This window comes from Enterobacter sp. 50588862, assembly GCF_001462935.1.
Classification (GTDB): domain Bacteria; phylum Pseudomonadota; class Gammaproteobacteria; order Enterobacterales; family Enterobacteriaceae; genus Enterobacter; species Enterobacter bugandensis.
Genome location: NZ_LNHM01000007.1, coordinates 167212 through 186468, shown reverse-complemented (window position 1 = coordinate 186468; position 19257 = coordinate 167212). Strand labels below are relative to the sequence as shown.

Here is a 19257-nt window from a genome sequence, read left to right as displayed (position 1 = left end):
TCATACGTTCGTAATATTAAGCGCCTTACGCAAAATAAACGGACAGACAATCAAGAAAGCATATTCCGGGCTAAATATTGACCCGGTAAAAAACAGCGACACCGGCGTAAAAAGATAAAGCTGCACGCGAAAGTTCTGGTTATCACCAAACGCGTTGATCATCATTTTGAAAACTTTAAACAGATACCACAGCGTCAACAGTACGGCGAACCATGAAAAATAAATAATTAACAGATACAGACCATTGTCTATGGTTTTACCGACATCCGCACCGTTAAAGATTCCGAATGATGCAACATATTCGTAAAGTGAGCCGAATCTTACTACACCATCGATATGGGTTAAGGAATAACCCACCATCACCAGCGGACCAATGATGCGATAATAGGACGATGACCCTTCCGTTCCCAAATCACCCAGACGTTCTGAAATGTACGGAAACGCGAATATGACGCCCACTAAAAATACCGTCAGAGAGATTATCGCCAGCGGCAGTTTTTTCTTAATCGCATCTTTGTTCAGGTACTGGAACGCCCACTCCAGCAGGTAAAACAGGATAAATGTCATTACCCCTGAGAACGATCCAGACAGAACGATTCCTGCAAGAATCATAGCATCGGTCTTAGGCGTTTTGATACCAAACTGTTTGATGCTGAGCCAAATTGAGATTAACGCCAGAGCGAAAAACGCCGGTTCAAAATAGAGCGCCGTTGTACGCTTACCTCCAAACTTAATGAAGTTCAGTACATAGCTGTTACTGTAAATGAGATATTTCGAAATTATCTCCATCAGGCTGCTGCCACCGGTCAAAATAATCTGCGCCATTTCCAGTGCGGCAAGCACAACAATTAACGCAACGGCAATATAAAAGAACCTGAGGATTTTCCGATAATTGTGCGGTGAAATAGTTTTGAAGCGGATACTCCAGACCATGCCAATAATAATAACGATATAAACAAACAGCATGGTTGAAGTGACGTATTTACTGGCATCCAGCGACTGGCCAAAGATGTAGTTAAACAGCGTCAGGCCCGTGCCCAGCCCCAGGGCAATCATCAGCTTCTTCAGGTTGATTTTATCGACATACAGCAGAAGCAGAACGGGCAAAAAAGTCACGATGGTTATCGGGAAGCTTTCGCCGAGCTGGGCAATTTTGACGTTGACCAGCAGGTAGATCAGCGGCAGCAGAAGATAACTACAGATTCTGATAGAACGAGACATACTCCTCCAGCATCTGTTGTCCACTGTAGGCCTTGCGGCTGCGGTTGCGGAACGATTCCAGGTCAGTGCCAAAAACAGCCTCGGCGATCTGCGCCTTCGGCAGTTGCACCAGAGGCAGGACCTCGTGCCCGGCGAAGGTTTTTCCGCCGGATTTTTCCAGCACTTCGCGCGCTGCATCGCTGTGGGTGGCAATCACCGGCACGCCGATGGAGAGCGCCTCGCAGAGGATCAGTGGGTAATTATCCACGCGAGAGCTGAACACCAGCGCGTCCATACCATTCAGGGCGCTCATCAGCTTGCGCTTGTCGGTTTCAAACCCGTGATTCACCACGTTAGCGCCTTCGAACGGCGAGAATTTGCCAAAGGTATGCAGTTCAATTTTGTCGCCGAGCGCCATCATGTCGCGCACCAGCTGCTGGTTAGTTTTGCCGTCGTAGCGCAGATCGTGCGCAACGATGGCAATTTTCGGTTTGCCCGCGGTTTCCGCCACCGGCGTCAGCTCGGCCAGGATGGCTTCCGTCGCCACGTCGATACCGTTGTTGATAATCTGACAGCGCCCTGCCCCATACAGGCTGTTGAAGGCGTCGGCCACGTGCTGGCTCGGGGAGATAAACGTGCAGCCGAGCGAAAGCATGTCGCGGAACAACTGACGCTTTCCGTCTACCAGCTGATGCGCGCGATCCACCTTCACCGGCGGATAGTTGCTCAACGTCGGGCATTTCTGGCAGCTATCTTTCCAGCCTTCGCAGCCGTCGGTAAACGCGCAGCGTCCGGTTACGCTCCAGTGATCGTGCAGCGTCCAGACGAAGCGGGTGTCGGGCTTGTGGGCCTGCACCTTCTGACAAAACGCCACCACCTCTTCCAGATTCAGCCAGTAGCTGTGCAGCACGTGAAAATGCAGCACAACCGGGCCGGTAGTGCGGGTCACGGTGCGATAAAGACTGTTCAGGTTGCCAAACAGATCGCGGTTAAACAGGCGGAACAGCGCAATGTTGGCAACAGAGGTCAGACGCGGCGTGTGCTTGTGCACCTGCGGGAAGTTATCATGGCTGACGCTTTTCTTGCCGCCTTTGCCGTAGCCGTAAATAAACCGGGACTGAAGTCCTTTTTGCAGGGCACGCTGGTGCAGATCCAGCGCCACGCCTGCCGCTCCGCCTTCTGCGAGGCGTACGTTAAATTGCAGAATGTTCATTTAATCACCTTCACGCGGGCTTTCTCTCCCACCACCAGCGCGTTATCCGGAATGCTGTCCAGCACCACGCTGCCCGCCCCGATCGTCACGTTGTTACCTATCGTAATGTCGCCAATCATCACCACGTTCGCCCCCAGCTCGACGTTATTGCCGATCACCGGGCAGGCCAGGCTGTCCGGCCCGCGGTTGCCGATCGTCACCCCGTGGCGAATGGTGAAATCATCGCCCGCAACCACGAACTTGTTAATGACGACCGCATAGCCGTGGTGGATGGTAAAGCGGCGGCCAATGGTGGCAGCGGCCTGGATTTCATAGCCAAAAAAGCATTCGGTGATGATGCGGTACAGCACCAGTACAGGTGCCGCCCAGATATTGTTCAGTACGTTTTTCTTGCGCCACACCGAGCAAAAGTGCGCGATGCGGTACGCCAGAACCATGCAGCACGGGCGCAGGCTCCAGCTGTTTGCGCGGCAATCTTCCAGAAACATTATTTCCCCCGAAGCCCGTCAGCCAGACGCTTGCCGTTACGCACCGACAGCAGCGTCAGCAGCGTGCGCCAGTTCATGCGCTTATTGCGGATCTGATACAGGGTAAAGAGCTGATACTTGCGGCTGGCACGGTCAAACTTGTCCTTGTGCTTGCGGTAAAAATGGAAATAGCCTGAAAACTTCTTCGGTGAGGAGGTGATCTGCATCTCCCCGTGGTTGATGTGCAGGATCTGCGTGGCCTCTTCCACTTTCCACGGCTCGCCGTACTCCACCACCATCCGCAAGAAGATGTCGTAATCCTGCGCGGCCTTCAGCTCGGTATCGAACAGGCACTCCTTAAAGCGCCACGCCCAGGTAAAGACCTGATTACCGATAATGTTGCGCTTGTAGAACAGGCGACGAGAGTACGGTGATTTCGGATACAGCGGCAGGCTCGCGGGCTGCGAGTAAACCTCGCCCTGGCAGACATAGTCGTTGGCATACAGAAAAGCGTGCGTGACCAGCTGCTCTTTATGCGAAAGGAAGACGGACAGGCGGTTCGGCGTCCATTCGTCATCGTCGTCGATGCCGGTCAGATACTGCCCTTTGGCCTGCATAATCGCCTGATTACGCACCGCGCACGCCCCGGAGTTAATCGGGTTATGGGTGTACATCACGCGCGGATCGTTGAGTTCGGTGACAAATTTTTGCAGCTGTTCATACGAGGAAGAACAGTCATCCACGATGATCAGTTCCCAGTTATCGTAATCCTGACGCAAGACCGACTTAATAGCGCGGATCGCCAGCTGCTGACGGTTCCATGTCGGCATATAGATAGAAACTAAAGGGCGTTTTGTGGTCATCTTTTCCTCCTACCCCTCACCCCGGCCCTCTCTCCTGAGGGGAGAGGGTGAAAGGCGGCACCGGACAGTTCCCTCTCCCCTCAGGAGAGAGGGTTAGGGTGAGGGGGGGTGTTTTGTTATTTGCTGTCAGACTTGTATTCGTACTCGTAATAGCCGTAATCCTGGTACCCGGTCGCGCGGCGGAAGATGGAGTTCAGGATGACCCCTTTCACCTCAATGCCGTTCTGCTCGAAGCGGCTCAGGCTGGTTTCCACTTCCTTCAGGGTATTCACCGCATAGCGCGCCACCATCAGCGTGGTACCCGCATGACGGCCAACCACGGCAGCATCGGTCACGGCCAGAATTGGCGGCGTATCGATCAGCACCAGGTCATAGTTTTTGCTCGCCCACTCAATCAGCTGGGTGAAGCGTTCGCTCATCAGCAGTTCAGACGGGTTCGGCGGCACCTGACCACGCGGGATCAGGTCGAATCTCGGAATCGAGGTCGGCTTGGCGCTCTGGCTAATCTCTCCCTGACCCAGCAGGATTTCCGACAGACCGTTCACGTTGTTGGTGCCCAGCAGTTCGTGGGTATAACCCTTACGCATATCGCAGTCGATCAGCAGCACGCGCTTGTTGGTCTGGCTCACCACGGCCGCCAGGTTGGCACAGACAAAGGTCTTACCGATTGACGGGCTGACGCCGGTTAACATCAGGACATTGTTTTTAGCCTGCATCATGGCGAAGTGCAGACTGGTACGCAGGCTGCGGATCGCTTCAATCGCCAGGTCGGTTGGGTTACCCACGGCCAGCAGCTGGCTCTGTTTGTAACGCTTAACGCCCTTGATGGTCTTGACGCTGTCACGGGATTTTTGCCACTCAGACAGCGGAATGCTGGCATAGACGTTGATACCACTCTCTTCCAGCACCTGCGGGCTTTCGATGCCGCGGTTGAACAGCGAGCGCAGCAGGACGCCAACGATAGAAAGCATCAGGCCAAGAATAATGCTGCCGAGAATAATCAGCGCTTTCTTCGGCTTCAGTACGCCAGGCTGGGTAATGGCCGGGTCGACGATACGCACGTCACCCACGGTGCTGGCCTCGGTGATTTTCAGCTCCTGCTGTTTGTTCAGCAGCTGCATGTAAACCTGCTGTCCGGATTCAACGTCGCGGGTCAGGCGCACGATCTCCTGCTGCGTTTTCGGCATCGCGGTCACGCGGTCGTTCAGCTTCGCCTTCTCCTCTTCGAGAGTGCGGCGCTTCTCCAGCAGCGTGCGGTAGGCCGGGTGGCGTTTGGTGTAAAGCTTGGAAATCTCTGCCTCTTTGAAGGTCAGCTCGTTGAGCTGAGCATCAATATTCACCATCGAGTCGAGAACCGATTTCGCCTCCAGCGGCAGGTCGACGGAGTCTTTATCCTGACGGTAGGCGTTCAGCTTGTTCTCGGCATCATCCAGACGGGCACGCACTTCCGGGAGCTGTTTAGCGAGGAACGCTAGGCTTTTCGCCGCTTCCGCCGACTTGCGCTCGACGTTCTGCTCAAGGTAGTTGCGGGTAATGCTGTTCAGGATGTCGCGGATTTGATCCTTATCTTCACCGGTAAAGGTCATGCTCAGCACGCCGGTGTCCTTACCGTTTTCGGTGACGGTCAGGTTGTTCTGCAGATTGTTGATCATTCCCAGCGTGGAGAATTTGGTGACGGTGAATTCACCGCCCTCCTGGGCGTGGATCGCGCTAACCATCATGCTAACGCCGTCTTTGTTCAGCATCTGCCCCACTTCGCCGCGTGCGCTAAAGCCCGCATCGCTGGTCAGCTGATACTGTTTCGGACCCAGCACCGTCAGGGTAAAGGTTTGATCCCCCGCCCCTTTCGGCAGCACAAAGTCAGTGACCTTTACGGTGTCATTGCTGCGCCCCATCAGACGGTCCCAGCCGGCACCGAAGATCGGGAACGTATTTTTGGTGACGGAGATGTCGAGTCCGAGGTCGTGAACCGTTTTACCCAGCACCAGACGCGACTGGATCAGCTGAATTTCAGCGTCGGATGCTGGCGGTTTGTTCGCCAGCGCGGAGCCGATATCCTGCACCAGCGAGTTGCCGGTATTCTGCTCGATCTGCACCAGCGCGTCGGCGCTGTAGATAGGTGTGGCGAACAGCGTATACACGACGGCCGCTGCGGCAAACACGGCGGTAATGCCAAGCACCCACCACTTTGCCTCGATAACCGTGCCGACCAGGCGACCAATATCAATTTCATCACTGCCCGAAGTCGGGGCGGCAGAAGGTCTTGTTTTTTCTGTCATTGTTATCCCTGCTGAGCTTTCAGTGCCTGCGCCCACTGTTGGGCAGACTGGTCAAGTAAGGTGTAAACCGCCTCGAAGGCTTCATGGCTCTTGCGATACGGATCGGGGATTTCGCGTTCGTTGTCCCAGTGACCAAACAGCATCACCTTGCCGCGCATCTCCGGAGCGATATCGCATAGCGCATGAATATGGCGTTTTTCCATTGCCAGAATCAGGTCATACTCCCGGCACATGCGGCCGGTGACCTGGCGGGCGATATGCCCGTCAAGAGAGAGGTTGTGATCGCGGGCCACGCTCGTGGCGCGCTCGTCGGCACCTTTGCCCACCAGCGCGCCCAGCCCTGCGGACTCGACCGTTAACTCGGGCTGGTACTGTTTCAACAGCCGTTCAGCCGTGGGGGAACGGCAAATGTTCCCCACGCATACCACCAGAATTTTGTTAAACATCGCGGATTACCAGGTATGAATGTCGCGCGCCGTATCCGTCATGTAGCGAACGCCACTGATGGTTGGCAGCAACTGGTTGATCAGACGGTTCCAGCGGGCAACCGGCGCGGTGGTGACGTAAACCACATCGTATGGCTGGAGACGGAACTCCGTCGCCATCACCAGAGACGTCGCATCGGACATATCCAGCTGGTAGATGTTGGCAATCTTGCCCTTCGCGCTGCCTTCACCCTTCAGCGGACGGATGACGAAGATACCGGTCGCGTTAGAGGTGGTCAGATCGATACCTTCAGCATTGCCCAGCGCTTCGGTCAGGGTCATGCCGCTGAAGTCCATTTTGAGGGTGCTCTGTTTCTTCACTTCACCCATCACGAAGACTTTCAGATCGTCGTTGCGCGGTACGTAGAGAATATCGCCCGGATAGAGCAGGCGGTTCTGGGTCAGGTCGCCGTTTTGCATCAGCGCCTGCAGCGAAATGCGCTGCTCTTTGCCGTTGTGGGTCAGCACCACGTTGCGCCAGTCGGCGCCGTCAGTTAAGCCGCCCGCGGCGTTAATGGCGTCCAGAACGGTGAGCGGAACGTTGGTGATGGCCTGCTGGCCGGATTTGTTCACCTGACCGGAGATATAGGCTTTTTGCGAGCGGAATGCGGCGATATTAACGTCCACCTGCGGGTCGGCGATGTACTGCGCTAAGCGGCCGGTAATATCACTACGGATCTCGGCAAGCGTTTTCCCGGCGACATGTACTTTACCAATGTACGGATAGAACATGGTGCCATCTGACTGTACCCAGTTCCCGGTGTCGCTTGAGCTACGGTACTGGCCCGCTGGCGTGGTCAGTTCAGGGTGGTCCCAGACGGTCACGTTGATCACGTCGCCCGGCCCCACACGATACTGATAGGAGGCAATTTCCTGGTCCAGAGACATATTCGGCTGGGCAACATTCGGACGTGGACGTAATTGTTCGACCAGACGTGGCGTAAGTGGATAAACATTCACCATTTTGTCGAGATCAAAATCGGCATCCTGTTGCTTGATCACATCCTTACCCATTGTTGACATATTGCTGCCGGGAAAGACCGTGCAACCACTCATCAAGGTCACAGACACCAATAATGGCATCAATTTCATTTTGGATTTCATCATTGATTATTTATCACTTTGGCAGAGTAATTATCCTGTGCAATTTAAATAAGCCTGAGACGTATTGGGTTTCAGCATGCAGTTAATCAAATAGAAATATAACTGGCATCAGTCCTAAAAAAAGCTTATTCATCCATTGGCTATTGACAGAATAATCGAGGCTGATTCACACGCTTTCAGGCACGCTACCGCCCTTGGCTTTCAGTTACCAATCCACTGACTAAACAATGTGTTATGGATAGACACCCTCTTGAGTAAGGTCTTCTGGAAATATATCAGCCGCTTGAAATACACAACGGATAATGAATGACCATTCCGAAGACCAAAACAATAATAGCAACAACAAGATTTAACATTTGATGCTGGGAGAATTGTTGCAGCTAACCTAATAGCAGGCAAGGAGACAACTGTCCTAATATCTGTTTTTAAGATTAATATTAAGAGCAAAGTTTTGACCTTTTAGGATTTTCTTTATATTGACAAAGAGAGAGTAAAAACCATTATCTGCGATATATCCTAAAAAGCACTCAGAATAATAAAATATACGTATTTTGCTTATTTACACTCACCTGAGACTGCTCTCTTTTTTACGCATCGTATTAAGAGAAATCTCAGCCCGACATTGCATTTTCCCCCAGCTTTATCCATGATCGAAGTGTGACATTCGTCATATAACAGAAGGTATTGCTATTACTATGGAATGGATTGCCGATCCATCAATCTGGGCCGGGCTGGTGACGCTGGTCGTCATCGAATTAGTGCTCGGTATTGATAATCTGGTGTTTATCGCCATCCTCGCTGAAAAACTGCCCCCTTCCCAGCGCGACCGCGCGCGCGTGACGGGTCTGCTGCTGGCGATGGTGATGCGTTTACTGCTGCTGGCCTCTATCTCCTGGATGGTCACGCTCACTCAGCCTCTGTTCTCCGTTCGTGGCCTGAGCTTTAGCGCGCGCGACCTGATCATGCTCTTCGGCGGGCTGTTCCTGCTGTTCAAAGCCACGGTGGAGCTTAACGAGCGGCTCGAAGGCAAGGACAGCGAGAACCCGACCCAGCGACGCGGGGCGAGATTCTGGCCGGTGGTGGCGCAAATTGTGGTGCTCGATGCAGTCTTCTCCCTGGATTCGGTGATTACCGCCGTCGGGATGGTGGACCATCTCGCCGTCATGATGGCCGCGGTAATCATCGCCATCACGCTGATGGTGATGGCGAGCAAAGCACTGACCCGCTTTGTGAACAGCCACCCGACAATCGTGATCCTCTGCCTCAGCTTCCTGCTGATGATTGGCTTTAGCCTGGTCGCCGACGGTTTCGGCTTCCACATTCCGAAAGGCTACCTGTACGCCGCCATTGGCTTCTCCGTCATGATCGAAGCGCTCAACCAGCTGGCGATATTTAACCGCCGCCGGTTTCTCTCCGCGAATCAGACCCTGCGCCAGCGCACGGCCGACACCGTGATGCGCCTGTTGAGCGGCAGAAAAGAGGATGCCGAGCTGGACGCCGAATCCTCTGCCCTGCTGGCCGATCACAGCGACGGGCAAATCTTTAACACGCAGGAGCGGCTGATGATCGAGCGCGTGCTCAACCTGAATCAGCGCACGGTCAGCAGCATCATGACCTCCCGGCATGACATTGAGCATATTGACCTCACGGCACCAGAAGAGCAGATCCGCGCCCTGCTGGATAAAAACCAGCACACCCGGCTGGTGGTCACCGGCGGTGAAGAGGAAGAGGAGCTGCTGGGGGTGGTACACGTGATTGACCTGCTCCAGCAGCAGCTGCACGGCGAGCCGCTCAACCTGCGCGCGCTGGTACGCCAGCCGCTGGTCTTCCCGGAAGCGCTTCCGCTGCTCTCCGCGCTGGAGCAGTTCCGCAACGCGCGCACCCATTTCGCGTTTGTGGTGGATGAATTTGGTTCGGTGGAAGGGCTGGTCACGCTCAGCGACGTAATGGAAACCATCGCCGGTAATCTGCCAAACGAGGTGGATGAGATTGATGCCCGCCACGACATTCAGAAAAACGCTGACGGCTCGTGGACGGCCAACGGCCACATGCCGCTGGAAGACCTTGTGCAGTACGTGCCGCTACCGCTGGATGAAAAACGGGAATACCACACCATTGCCGGTCTGCTGATGGAGTATTTGCAGCGTATCCCACAGCCGGGAGAAGAGGTTCAGGTGGGCGACTATCTGCTTAAAACCCTGCAGATTGAAAACCATCGCGTGCAGAAAGTACAGCTTATTCCACTGCGGGATGAGGAAGAGCTGGATTTTGAGGTTTAGGTAAAACAAAACGGCAACCCCGTTGCCGTCTTAGTGTTTGCTCCCTCTCCCGTGGGAGAGGGTCTGGGTGAGGGCATCAGGCCGCACCGCCGTCAAAGCTTATCCAGAAGCTTCTTCACATCCTTGCCGTTCTGGGAATCTTTATTACGATCCGCCCAGCTGTTGAGCCGACGCTTCGCTTCATCCTGCAGATGCTTACGCAGGATCTGATCTACCTGAAGGCTGTAGTTCAGCGCCTGCCATTTGCCGTATACGCTAAGCGGAACCGGCGTCTCTTTGAGGAAGTCAATCAGCTTGCTTTCGCCCTGCCAGCCGAAAAGCACCCTGACGTTAAAGCGCGTGTCCGCCGTCTCTTTGACCAGATCCAGCGAGCCTTCTCCGGTTAACGACAGCATAGATGAAGTTCCCTGCATCCCGGCCAGCGTCAGCACCCCATTATCCAGCGTCAGGTCAGTGGTGAAGCTGTCGAGGCGCGTTGCGCTGTCGTAGTTTTCCTGGGCTTTAACATCGCTGCTGCGCTCCACCGCCTGCTGAACCAGCTGCTGAAAGTTGAGCCCTTCCATTCGCGAATCTTTCAGGTCAACATGCGCCTCGCCCTGCCACTCACGGCGGAAGGCGTTGGCATCAATTTTGGTGCCTGAGAAATCGCCCGCCAGCGTCAACTGACCCGTCAGGGATATCGGATAGTTAAAGGCTTTGAGGATGCTGCCAATCTCAACGTTGTCGAGACGCGGCTGGAATTCAGCGCTGGCAACGTCCTTACGCACGTCCAGCGTACCCGGAAGTGACAGGTGACCCGCCCCCATTTTGCCGCTCAGTTCTGAAATTACCAGCAACCCGTTGTGGTTGAACATCTGGCCGCTCACGTCGGTAAAATCAATACCGCGCCAGCGCACGCTGTTGGCTTTCAGCAGAATATCCGCCGTGAAGCCGCGCAGCACGTTATAGTCAGGCTGTTCAAGGTTGGATGAGATAACCGGACGCGACACCGGTGACTGGCTTTGCCCCGTCTGCACGGCATCGCTGTCCGTTGCGCTTGCCGGCACCGGTGGCAGGATGTTCTCCAGGTTGAGCTTGTCAAACTGCAGGTTCAGCACCCACTTCGGCTTATCGTCGAGCGTGACGCTCGCCTGCCCTTTCAGGTTGCTGTCGTTGGCCTGCAGGTTAAGGTTATCCAGCGCCAGCTGTTTTTGCTCTTCGCGCCATACGGCCTGCAGCGTCCCCTGCCCGGCGATCCCCTGGGTCGGGAGATCCGCTCCCGTCAGCTGCCAGCTAAGCTGCTTGATGTCGGCCGTCAACTGATGCGGGTAGTCCGACGCATTCACGTTTGCATTCAACGAGAGGGACAGATCGCGCTGGTCGCGGTTTATCCGTCCGCTAAATTCCAGCGACGCAAGATGGTGTTCATCCTGTTCCATCTGCAGGTTGATGTTGCGAACGGTGACCTGCTCCTGATCCTCATGCTGGAACACCAGCACGCTATCGGCCACTTTCAGTTTGCCTATATCAAAGGACCAGCCCGTATCGGACGGTTCATCCGGTAAGGTATTCTCGCGCGGCGCAACCGGCGCATTCGCGTCGCGCACGGCTTCGGTCTGCGGGGTAAGCTGAATGACCGCGCCCTTCAGCATCACCTGATTAACCTGCAGCTGATGGGAGAGGAGCGGGATCAGCGCCACATCGAGACGCATGTTGTCCGCAGAGACCAGCGGCTGTGCCGCGCCCGGCGCGGTTAACGACATGCGGCCAGAGAGAATGCTGAGCTGCGGCCAGACGTGCCAGCGCAGCGGCCCGTCAAGCTTCAGTTGGTAACCACTGCGTGCCTCGACCTGCCGCACCATGTAAGCGCGGAAATCATTCGGGTTAACCAGCAGAACCAACGCCGAAAGGCCAGCAACCAGCACTACCAGCAAAATCATCAGCGTTGTCAGAACTCTTCTCATGGCATCCTCAATGGACTAACGATCAGTCTTTATCAATACGGCTGGCAACCGCACCCTGCTGGTCGCGGTATTTTGCGTCCTGGCGGCGGTTATAAGGCCTGTCTGCCGGGCCTGTGAGCGGTTCAAAGCTTAACGCACCGATCATCATTCCGGGGCGCAGCGCCAGCGGCAGTTTACCGGCATTGAAGAACTCCAGCACGATACGGCCGGACCAGCCTGGGTCGATACGGTGCGCGGTCACGTGAACCATCAGCCCCAGGCGGGCCAGAGAAGAACGGCCATCAAGCCAGCCGACGAGATCCGCAGGCAGGGTCACGGATTCATACGTCACCGCCAGCGCCAGTTCACCCGGGTGCAGATAAAAAGCTTCACCTTCGTCAATGATGATTTCATCACTCATGACGCGATCGAGCGCGGCGCTGACTTCATCCTTCGGCCCGCTGAGGTCGATGAACGGCGCAGTATGGCCGCTAAAGGTGCGGAATTTATTCCCCAACCGCACATCAACGGTCACCCCATTGATACGCTCCACGGGGGGACGTGGGGTAATAGACAAGCGGCCTTCATCCAGCCAGGCTTCAATATCACGATCGCAAAGACGCATGGTACTTTCTCCTTTCATGCATCGTACCCTGAGCCGTTGAACGCTCAGGGTAAAACCAGGTTATCTCTGAACGGTACACAATTCGCGCGGCTTATTCAAAAAACTGGCTGATTTTCGCTTTTAAGATATCAATAGCAATGCGGTTTTTGCCCCCGCGAGGCACGATGATATCGGCGTATTGTTTGGATGGTTCAATAAACTGCAGGAACATCGGACGGACCGTTTTCTGGTATTGCGCCATGACGGAGTCCATCGAACGGCCGCGCTCGTTAACGTCACGCTTGATGCGGCGCATCAGGCAGATATCCAGCGGGGTATCGACGAAGATGGAGAAGTTCATGGATTCACGCAGGCGGGCATCGGTCAGGAGCAGGATGCCTTCAAGGATAATGACCTTCTTCGGCTCGATGCGGATCGTTTCCTGGGTACGGGTGTGTTCTACGTAACTGTAAACGGGCAGTTCGATCGCCTGGCCGCTCTTAAGCGCTTCTAAATGCTGGAACAGTAAACTGTGATCCATCGCATTCGGGTGGTCGTAGTTGGTTTTTACACGTTCTTCCATCGACAGATGGGATTGATCTTTGTAGTAGCTGTCTTCGGGAATGACGCCGATATGCTCATCACCTACCTGTTCACGCAGTTCGCGATAAAGCGTACTGGCAATTAGACTTTTACCTGAAGCCGATGCGCCGGCGATGCCTATAATGACGCACTGATGAGACTTATCAGTCATAAATTTAGCGACCTGAATAACCTGGATGTAAAGGAAGGACGACGCCGGAGCGTCAAACGCGGCAATTATAGGGATTTCGCGGGCGTGATACCAGTCGAATGCGCAGGTTCTGCGAGACGGGCTGAAAAGTGGCGCATTGCTCCCTGAGAGAAATTTTAATGACCGTTTTTTCAGCGTTTAACAGGGATTTTTTAGCGAGTAACTATTTAATAAGTCTATGATGTCAAATTATGAGCAGTCGCCATATGAATTGTAAATTGTTTGTACTAGCATAAACCAACTTATCAAATTCACTCGTGCGCACTTCTCTCCTGACGGCATGGCGTCTCTGGATAAAGCGGTAATGAATAAACAATACCAGCGGGTTTTGGTTACCACCCCACATCCTTTATTACGACTTGTCTGTCTGGGCCTGGTCACCTTTATCTTTACCTTATTTTCGCTGGAGCTTACCCGCTTCGGTACCCTGCTGGCGCCACTCTGGTTTCCTACCGCCATTATGATGGTGGCGTTTTACCGCCATGCAGGAAAAATGTGGCCCGGGATAGCCCTGGCCTGTTCATTTGGCAATATTCTGGCCTCGTGGATGGTGTTCTCCTGGGCGTCAATAAACCCCACCTACACCGCAATAAACGTTATTGAGGCCATCATCGGTGCCGTGTTACTGCGCAAGCTGCTTCCGTGGTACAACCCGCTGCAAAATCTAAACGACTGGATCCGCCTGGCAATAGGCAGCGCGCTGGTGCCGCCGCTGGTGGGCGGTATTCTGATGACGCTTCTGATCCCCGGCCCTGAGCCGCTGCGTAATTTCATCGTCTGGGTGCTATCTGAATCCATTGGCGCGCTGGCGCTGGTGCCGCTGGGGCTGCTGTTTAAATCCCATTACCTGCTCCGCCACCGTGACCCGAGATTGCTGCTGGAAACCCTGGTTACCATGGCCGTAACGCTGGCCCTCAGTTGGGCATCCATCACCTGGCTGCCGTGGCCCTTTACCTGCGTGATTGTCCTGCTGATGTGGAGCGCCGTGCGCTTGCCGCGGATGGAAGCGTTCATGGTGTTTCTGGTTACCGTGATGGTCGTTTCACTGATGATTGCCCATAACCCTTCGGCGCTGACCACCCAACATGCCGGGCCGATGATGAACGCGCCGTGGCTGCCGTTCCTGATGCTACTCCTCCCCGCTAACGTGATGACCATGGTGATGTATGCCTTCCGTGCCGAACGCAAACACATCACCGAGAGCGAAGAGCGCTTTCGTAATGCAATGGAGTATTCCGCCATCGGTATGGCGTTAGTCAGCATGGAGGGCCAGTGGCTTCAGGCCAACAAGGCGCTGTGCAATTTCCTCGGTTACAGCCAGACAGAGCTACAGTCGCTCACCTTCCAGCAGCTCACCTGGCCGGAAGATTTGCATACCGACCTGGAACAGCTGGAACAGCTGGTCAACGGCGAGATCAACACTTACACCCTTGAAAAGCGCTATTACACGCGCAACGGAGAGGTCGTCTGGGCGCTTTTGGCCGTCTCCGTCGTGCGCCATGCCGATGGCTCGCCGCTCTATTTCATCGCCCAGATTGAAGACATTAACGACCTGAAGCAGACCGAGTGGGTCAATAAGCGCCTGATGGAGCGCATTACGCTGGCCAACGAAGCGGGCGGCATCGGTATCTGGGAGTGGGATCTGGAGCCAGACATCATCAGCTGGGATAAGCGGATGTTTGAGCTGTATGAAATTCCGCCGCACATTAAGCCCACCTGGCAGCTCTGGCACGAAAGAATATTGCCGGAGGATCGCGCCCATGCGGAGCAGGTGCTGCGGGATTCACTGGTTTCGCGTCTGCCGTTTAAGCTTGAATTCCGTATCCGCGTGAAGGAAGGCGTGCGCCATATACGATCCCTGGCCAACCGGGTGCTGAATAAAGAGGGTGAAGTCGAACGTTTGCTCGGCATCAATATGGACATGACCGAGGTGAAGGAGCTTAACGAAGCGCTGTTTCAGGAAAAAGAGCGTCTGCACATCACGCTCGACTCCATCGGCGAAGCGGTGCTCTGTACCGATATCGACATGAACGTCACCTTTATGAACCCGGTCGCCGAGAAGATGAGCGGCTGGCTGCAGACCGAGGCCATCGGCCAGCCGATCCTGAAGGTGTTACACATCACCTTTGGGGAACGGGGCCCGCTGATGGAGAATATTCACAGCGGCGATATGTCACGCTCCGATATCGACCAGGATGTAGTGCTGAACTGCCGCACCGGCGGATCGTTTGATATCCACTACAGCATTACGCCACTCAGTACCCTTGATGGGCACAGTATTGGCTCGGTGATCGTTATTCAGGATGTCACCGAGTCGCGCAAAATGCTGCGTCAGCTAAGCTACAGTGCGTCGCACGATGCCCTCACCCACCTGGCAAATCGGGTCAGCTTCGAAAACCATCTCAAACGGCTTCTGCAAACCGTTCGCGAGACGCGTCAGCGTCATGCGCTGGTCTTTATCGATCTGGACCGCTTCAAAGCCGTCAATGATAGCGCAGGCCATGCGGCGGGAGATGCCCTGTTGCGGGAACTCTCTTCCATGATGTTAACCATGCTTCGATCCAGCGACGTGCTGGCGCGCCTGGGCGGCGACGAGTTTGGGCTGCTGCTGCCGGACTGCAATATTGAGAGCGCGCGCTATATCACTGGTCGTTTGATCCATACCATCAATGACTATCACTTTATGTGGGAAGGTCGCCTGCACCGGATTGGCGCCAGCGCAGGGATCACGCTGATTGATGAGCATAATAACCAGGCGTCAGAAGTGATGTCGCAGGCGGATATTGCCTGTTATGCCTCTAAAAACAGCGGCCGCGGCATCGTGACGGTGTACGAACCGCAGCAGGAGCGGGATCGGAGCGCGCGCAGCATGATGTCGCTGGACGAACAGTGGCATATGATCAAAGACAATCATCTGATGATGATAGCCCGCAGCGTCGCCTCCCCGCGCATACCGGAAAGCTGTAACTTCTGGCTGATTTCGCTACGCCTGTGGACCAGCCAGGGTGAAGTCCAGGAGGAGCACGCCTTCCGTTCTGGTCTGGCGGAGCCCGAACTGCTGCACGCCCTCGACAGACGTATCTTTGGTGAGTTTTTCCGTACCTCTGCCGCACAGGTCGCCCGTAAAGGGATGGGGGTAGCACTGCCCCTTTCTGCCGCCGGTTTAGCCAGCGTAACGCTGGTCGATGAACTCCTCAACCTGCTCGATAACAGCCCCATGCCGGGCCGTCTGCTGCATCTGGTTATCGCGAGCGACGTAGTGTGTAACCCGGATGAGAACCTGCAGCGAGGGCTGCAAAAGCTTCGCCAGGCGGGCTGCCGGGTGATCTTCAGCCAGATAGGGCGCGACATGAACGTCTTCAGCCACCTGAGCCCGAACATGGCCGATTATCTGATGCTGGACGCCGAGGTGGTGAGCAACGTGTATGGTAATCTGATGGATGAGATGATGGTGACCATCGTTCAGGGCCACGCCCAGCGTCTGGGGATGAAAACCATCGCGGGCCCCTGCAACCAGCCCATCATGATGGATACGCTTTCCGGCATCGGCATTGATTTTATCTATGGCGACACCATCGCCGAGCCGCAGCCGCTGGATCTACTGCTCAACACCAGTTATTTCGCCATCAACTGACGGCGTCCAGCCGTCGGTATACCAGATGTGCAGCAATGCGTAGGAGCGCCACGGCTGCCAGCGCTCGGCGTAACGACGGATCTGTGCGGGAGTCATCCCGGCGAAGCGTTGCTTAATCAGATAATCATCCGGCAGGAACACATCTTTCGCCTGCCAGCCTCTCAGGGCCAGGTAATTTGCCGTCCAGCGCCCGATGCCCGGCCGCTGCTGTAGCGCCTTCATTCCCGCCTCAACGTCCTCGGGCGGCGTCAACGGAAACGTCCCGTCAACAACCGACTGCGCCAGATGAATCAGCGCCTCCGCGCGTTTTACCGGCATCCCGAGCGCCTTGAGCGCCAGCGGATCGGCAGCGGCCAGCGCTTGCGGGGAGGGAAAGCAGACATAACCCGGTGCATCCTTCACCGGCTCACCGCACAGGGCGACAACGCGGGAAGCCAGTTTCGCCGCCATCGCCACGCTGACCAACTGCCCGAGAATGGCCCGTACGCCCTGCTCGTACGCATCCATCGCCCCCGGCAGACGCAAGCCGGGGCGGGCAGCGCCGAGATCCCCCAGCGTATCCGCGATGTGCTGCGGGTTACAGGCGAGATCGAACAGGCGCGCGATGCGTTCAAGACACGTCTGCGCAACCGGAACCACCCCCGGGCTGAGCGTCACAATCAGCGTATGGGTAGCGATATCCGGCGTCACGCGAAATATCCCCTGATGGCCGTCGCAGGCAAAGCTGCGCTCGTAGTAGTCGCTCGTGACGGTTTCAATGCCCGTCACCGCACGCGCGCCGAGAAAGCCAAACATCCACTGCCAGTCGTAAGGGGGTTGCCACGTCAGGGTATACATCGCTGCTCCTTTTTTATTTTTATCAGCATAAACGGAAAGACCTTGTTTTGCCTTGCTTTCATATTCCTGTTGTCGCGATGCAGACATTTCGTTAAAGTCTCGCCCCTTCTCACCGGCATGGGGATTAATCGTGTTTATTGGATTTGACTACGGTACGGCAAACTGCTCGGTTGCGATCATGCAAAACGGCCAACCGCAGCTTCTGAAAATGGAAAAAGAGAGCACGCTGCTGCCATCAATGCTCTGCGCGCCGACGCGCGAAGCGGTGAGCGAGTGGCTGTTCCGCCACCATCAGGTTCCGGCTACCGCGGCGGAGACCCAGGCGCTGCTGCGTCGGGCGGTCAGCTTTAACCGCGAGGAAGACATCGACGTTACCCCTTCCAGCGTGCAGTTTGGCCTCTCCTCGCTCGGGCATTACATTGAAGATCCGGAAGAGGTCTACTTCGTTAAATCGCCAAAGTCCTTCCTCGGCGCGAGCGGCCTGAAGCCGCAGCAGGTGGCGATGTTTGAAGATCTGGTGTGCGCCATGATGCTGCATATCCGCAATCAGGCGCAGTCGCAGGTGCCGGATACTATCACCCAGGCGGTGATTGGCCGCCCGATCAACTTCCAGGGGCTGGGCGGTGACGAAGCCAACCAGCAGGCGCAGGGGATCCTTGAACGTGCGGCGCACCGGGCGGGATTCCGCGACGTGGTGTTTCAGTACGAGCCGGTTGCGGCGGGGCTGGATTTTGAAGCCACGCTGACGGAAGAGAAGCGCGTGCTGGTCGTCGACATCGGGGGCGGTACAACGGACTGCTCGCTGCTGCTGATGGGGCCGCAGTGGCATCACCGTCGTGACCGCGAAAACAGCCTGCTCGGGCACAGCGGCTGCCGCGTAGGCGGCAACGATCTGGATATCGCCCTGGCCTTTAAGAGCCTGATGCCGCTGCTGGGCATGGGCGGGCAAACGGAAAAAGGCATTGCCCTGCCGATCCTGCCGTGGTGGAACGCGATTGCCATCAACGATGTTCCGGCGCAGAGTGATTTTTACAGCACCGCGAACGGGCGCTTCCTCAACGACCTGGTGCGCGACGCGCAGGATGCCGAGAAGGTCGCCCTGCTCTATAAAGTGTGGCGTCAGCGCCTGAGCTACCGCGTGGTGCGAACTGCGGAGGAGTGCAAAATCGCCCTTTCCGACCGTCCTGAACATGCGGTCTCCTTGCCGTTTATCAGCGAGGATCTGGCCACGGCGATTTCACAGGAGGGGCTGGAGACGGCGCTTGCTCAGCCGCTGCAGCGCATTCTGGAGCAGGTCCAGCTGGCGCTGGAGAACGGCAAAGAGAAGCCGGATGTGATCTACCTGACCGGCGGTAGCGCCCGTTCGCCGCTGATCAAGAAAGCGCTGGCGGAACAACTGCCGGGGATTCCGATTGCCGGTGGGGATGACTTTGGCTCCGTTACCGCAGGGCTGGCGCGCTGGGCGCAGGTGATGTTTAGCTAGTGCGGTTGTGCCGGGTGGCGGCTTCGCCTTACCCGGCTAAAACGATCGCCACACTCAGACCATTCCTGACAGTCTTCCATATTTCCTCCATTTT

14 protein-coding genes are annotated in these 19257 nt (G+C 55.7%); 3 read left to right on the top strand and 11 right to left on the bottom strand.

Translation table 11 applies throughout. From position 1 onward, the window contains the following. From wcaD to APT89_RS01255, 7 genes are all read right to left on the bottom strand, one after another. On the bottom strand, window positions 1-1221 hold the full coding sequence (wcaD, locus tag APT89_RS01285; RefSeq protein ID WP_028013797.1) for a colanic acid polymerase WcaD: 1221 nt from the start codon (window positions 1219-1221) through the stop codon (window positions 1-3). Continuing rightward, entirely contained in the window at window positions 1196-2413 is a 1218-nt protein-coding gene (gene wcaC / locus APT89_RS01280; protein ID WP_045629829.1) for a colanic acid biosynthesis glycosyltransferase WcaC, read from the bottom strand. The genes wcaD and wcaC overlap by 26 nt, the downstream gene beginning before the upstream one ends. Then, complete coding sequence (gene wcaB / locus APT89_RS01275) at window positions 2410-2901, bottom strand: colanic acid biosynthesis acetyltransferase WcaB (RefSeq protein WP_047363155.1); 492 nt, start codon at window positions 2899-2901, stop codon at window positions 2410-2412. The genes wcaC and wcaB overlap by 4 nt, the downstream gene beginning before the upstream one ends. Next, window positions 2901-3743: a colanic acid biosynthesis glycosyltransferase WcaA gene (gene wcaA / locus APT89_RS01270; RefSeq protein WP_060571637.1), complete on the bottom strand. Its 843-nt coding sequence runs from the start codon at window positions 3741-3743 to the stop codon at window positions 2901-2903. Before wcaA ends, wcaB begins: the two co-directional genes overlap by 1 nt. A 116-nt stretch (window positions 3744-3859) precedes the next feature. Further along, window positions 3860-6022: a tyrosine-protein kinase Wzc gene (gene wzc / locus APT89_RS01265; RefSeq protein WP_041909110.1), complete on the bottom strand. Its 2163-nt coding sequence runs from the start codon at window positions 6020-6022 to the stop codon at window positions 3860-3862. A gap of 2 nt (window positions 6023-6024) precedes the next feature. Continuing rightward, complete coding sequence (gene wzb, locus APT89_RS01260) at window positions 6025-6468, bottom strand: low molecular weight protein-tyrosine-phosphatase Wzb (protein ID WP_045629833.1); 444 nt, start codon at window positions 6466-6468, stop codon at window positions 6025-6027. 6 nt (window positions 6469-6474) lie between these two features. Beyond that, window positions 6475-7614: a polysaccharide export protein gene (locus tag APT89_RS01255; RefSeq protein ID WP_014170829.1), complete on the bottom strand. Its 1140-nt coding sequence runs from the start codon at window positions 7612-7614 to the stop codon at window positions 6475-6477. A 692-nt stretch (window positions 7615-8306) separates the two neighbouring features. On the opposite strand from APT89_RS01255, the gene APT89_RS01250 reads away from it, so the two are divergent. Next, entirely contained in the window at window positions 8307-9890 is a 1584-nt protein-coding gene (locus tag APT89_RS01250; protein ID WP_041909106.1) for a TerC family protein, read from the top strand. Between the two features lie 92 nt (window positions 9891-9982). Here APT89_RS01250 and asmA read toward each other — a convergent pair whose 3' ends face one another. The 3 genes from asmA to udk form a co-directional block, all read right to left on the bottom strand. After that, the gene (gene asmA, locus APT89_RS01245) at window positions 9983-11833 is read right to left on the bottom strand and encodes an outer membrane assembly protein AsmA (protein ID WP_060571636.1); all 1851 of its coding nucleotides are present in this window, start codon (window positions 11831-11833) and stop codon (window positions 9983-9985) included. 22 nt (window positions 11834-11855) lie between these two features. Beyond that, a complete protein-coding gene (gene dcd, locus APT89_RS01240; protein ID WP_028013805.1) occupies window positions 11856-12437 on the bottom strand; it encodes a dCTP deaminase in 582 nt (193 codons plus the stop codon). Window positions 12438-12528: 91 nt separating this feature from the next. Continuing rightward, window positions 12529-13170, bottom strand: coding sequence for a uridine kinase (udk, locus tag APT89_RS01235; protein ID WP_008500855.1), 642 nt, complete (start codon window positions 13168-13170; stop codon window positions 12529-12531). Between the two features lie 343 nt (window positions 13171-13513). On the opposite strand from udk, the gene APT89_RS01230 reads away from it, so the two are divergent. After that, window positions 13514-16843 (top strand): diguanylate cyclase, encoded by a 3330-nt coding sequence (locus tag APT89_RS01230; RefSeq protein WP_060571635.1) that lies wholly within the window; start codon window positions 13514-13516, stop codon window positions 16841-16843. Here APT89_RS01230 and alkA read toward each other — a convergent pair. Next, window positions 16808-17680, bottom strand: a complete 873-nt coding sequence (gene alkA / locus APT89_RS01225) for a DNA-3-methyladenine glycosylase 2 (protein ID WP_060571634.1) — start codon at window positions 17678-17680, stop codon at window positions 16808-16810. The genes APT89_RS01230 and alkA overlap by 36 nt on opposite strands. A 130-nt stretch (window positions 17681-17810) precedes the next feature. On the opposite strand from alkA, the gene yegD reads away from it, so the two are divergent. Further along, complete coding sequence (gene yegD, locus APT89_RS01220; RefSeq protein ID WP_041909098.1) at window positions 17811-19163, top strand: molecular chaperone; 1353 nt, start codon at window positions 17811-17813, stop codon at window positions 19161-19163. Window positions 19164-19257 lie beyond the last annotated feature (94 nt).

Bases quoted from the DNA above. Each gene is read 5' to 3' on its own strand.
- wzc (WP_041909110.1), bottom strand. From the start codon at position 6,022: ATGACAGAAAAAACAAGACCTTCTGCCGCCCCGACTTCGGGCAGTGAT.
- APT89_RS01255 (WP_014170829.1), bottom strand. From the start codon at position 7,614: ATGATGAAATCCAAAATGAAATTGATGCCATTATTGGTGTCTGTGACC.
- APT89_RS01250 (WP_041909106.1), top strand. From the start codon at position 8,307: ATGGAATGGATTGCCGATCCATCAATCTGGGCCGGGCTGGTGACGCTG.
- asmA (WP_060571636.1), bottom strand. From the start codon at position 11,833: ATGAGAAGAGTTCTGACAACGCTGATGATTTTGCTGGTAGTGCTGGTT.
- alkA (WP_060571634.1), bottom strand. From the start codon at position 17,680: ATGTATACCCTGACGTGGCAACCCCCTTACGACTGGCAGTGGATGTTT.
- wcaD (WP_028013797.1), bottom strand. From the start codon at position 1,221: ATGTCTCGTTCTATCAGAATCTGTAGTTATCTTCTGCTGCCGCTGATC.
- dcd (WP_028013805.1), bottom strand. From the start codon at position 12,437: ATGCGTCTTTGCGATCGTGATATTGAAGCCTGGCTGGATGAAGGCCGC.
- wcaA (WP_060571637.1), bottom strand. From the start codon at position 3,743: ATGACCACAAAACGCCCTTTAGTTTCTATCTATATGCCGACATGGAAC.
- wcaB (WP_047363155.1), bottom strand. From the start codon at position 2,901: ATGTTTCTGGAAGATTGCCGCGCAAACAGCTGGAGCCTGCGCCCGTGC.
- udk (WP_008500855.1), bottom strand. From the start codon at position 13,170: ATGACTGATAAGTCTCATCAGTGCGTCATTATAGGCATCGCCGGCGCA.
- wzb (WP_045629833.1), bottom strand. From the start codon at position 6,468: ATGTTTAACAAAATTCTGGTGGTATGCGTGGGGAACATTTGCCGTTCC.
- wcaC (WP_045629829.1), bottom strand. From the start codon at position 2,413: ATGAACATTCTGCAATTTAACGTACGCCTCGCAGAAGGCGGAGCGGCA.
- APT89_RS01230 (WP_060571635.1), top strand. From the start codon at position 13,514: ATGAATAAACAATACCAGCGGGTTTTGGTTACCACCCCACATCCTTTA.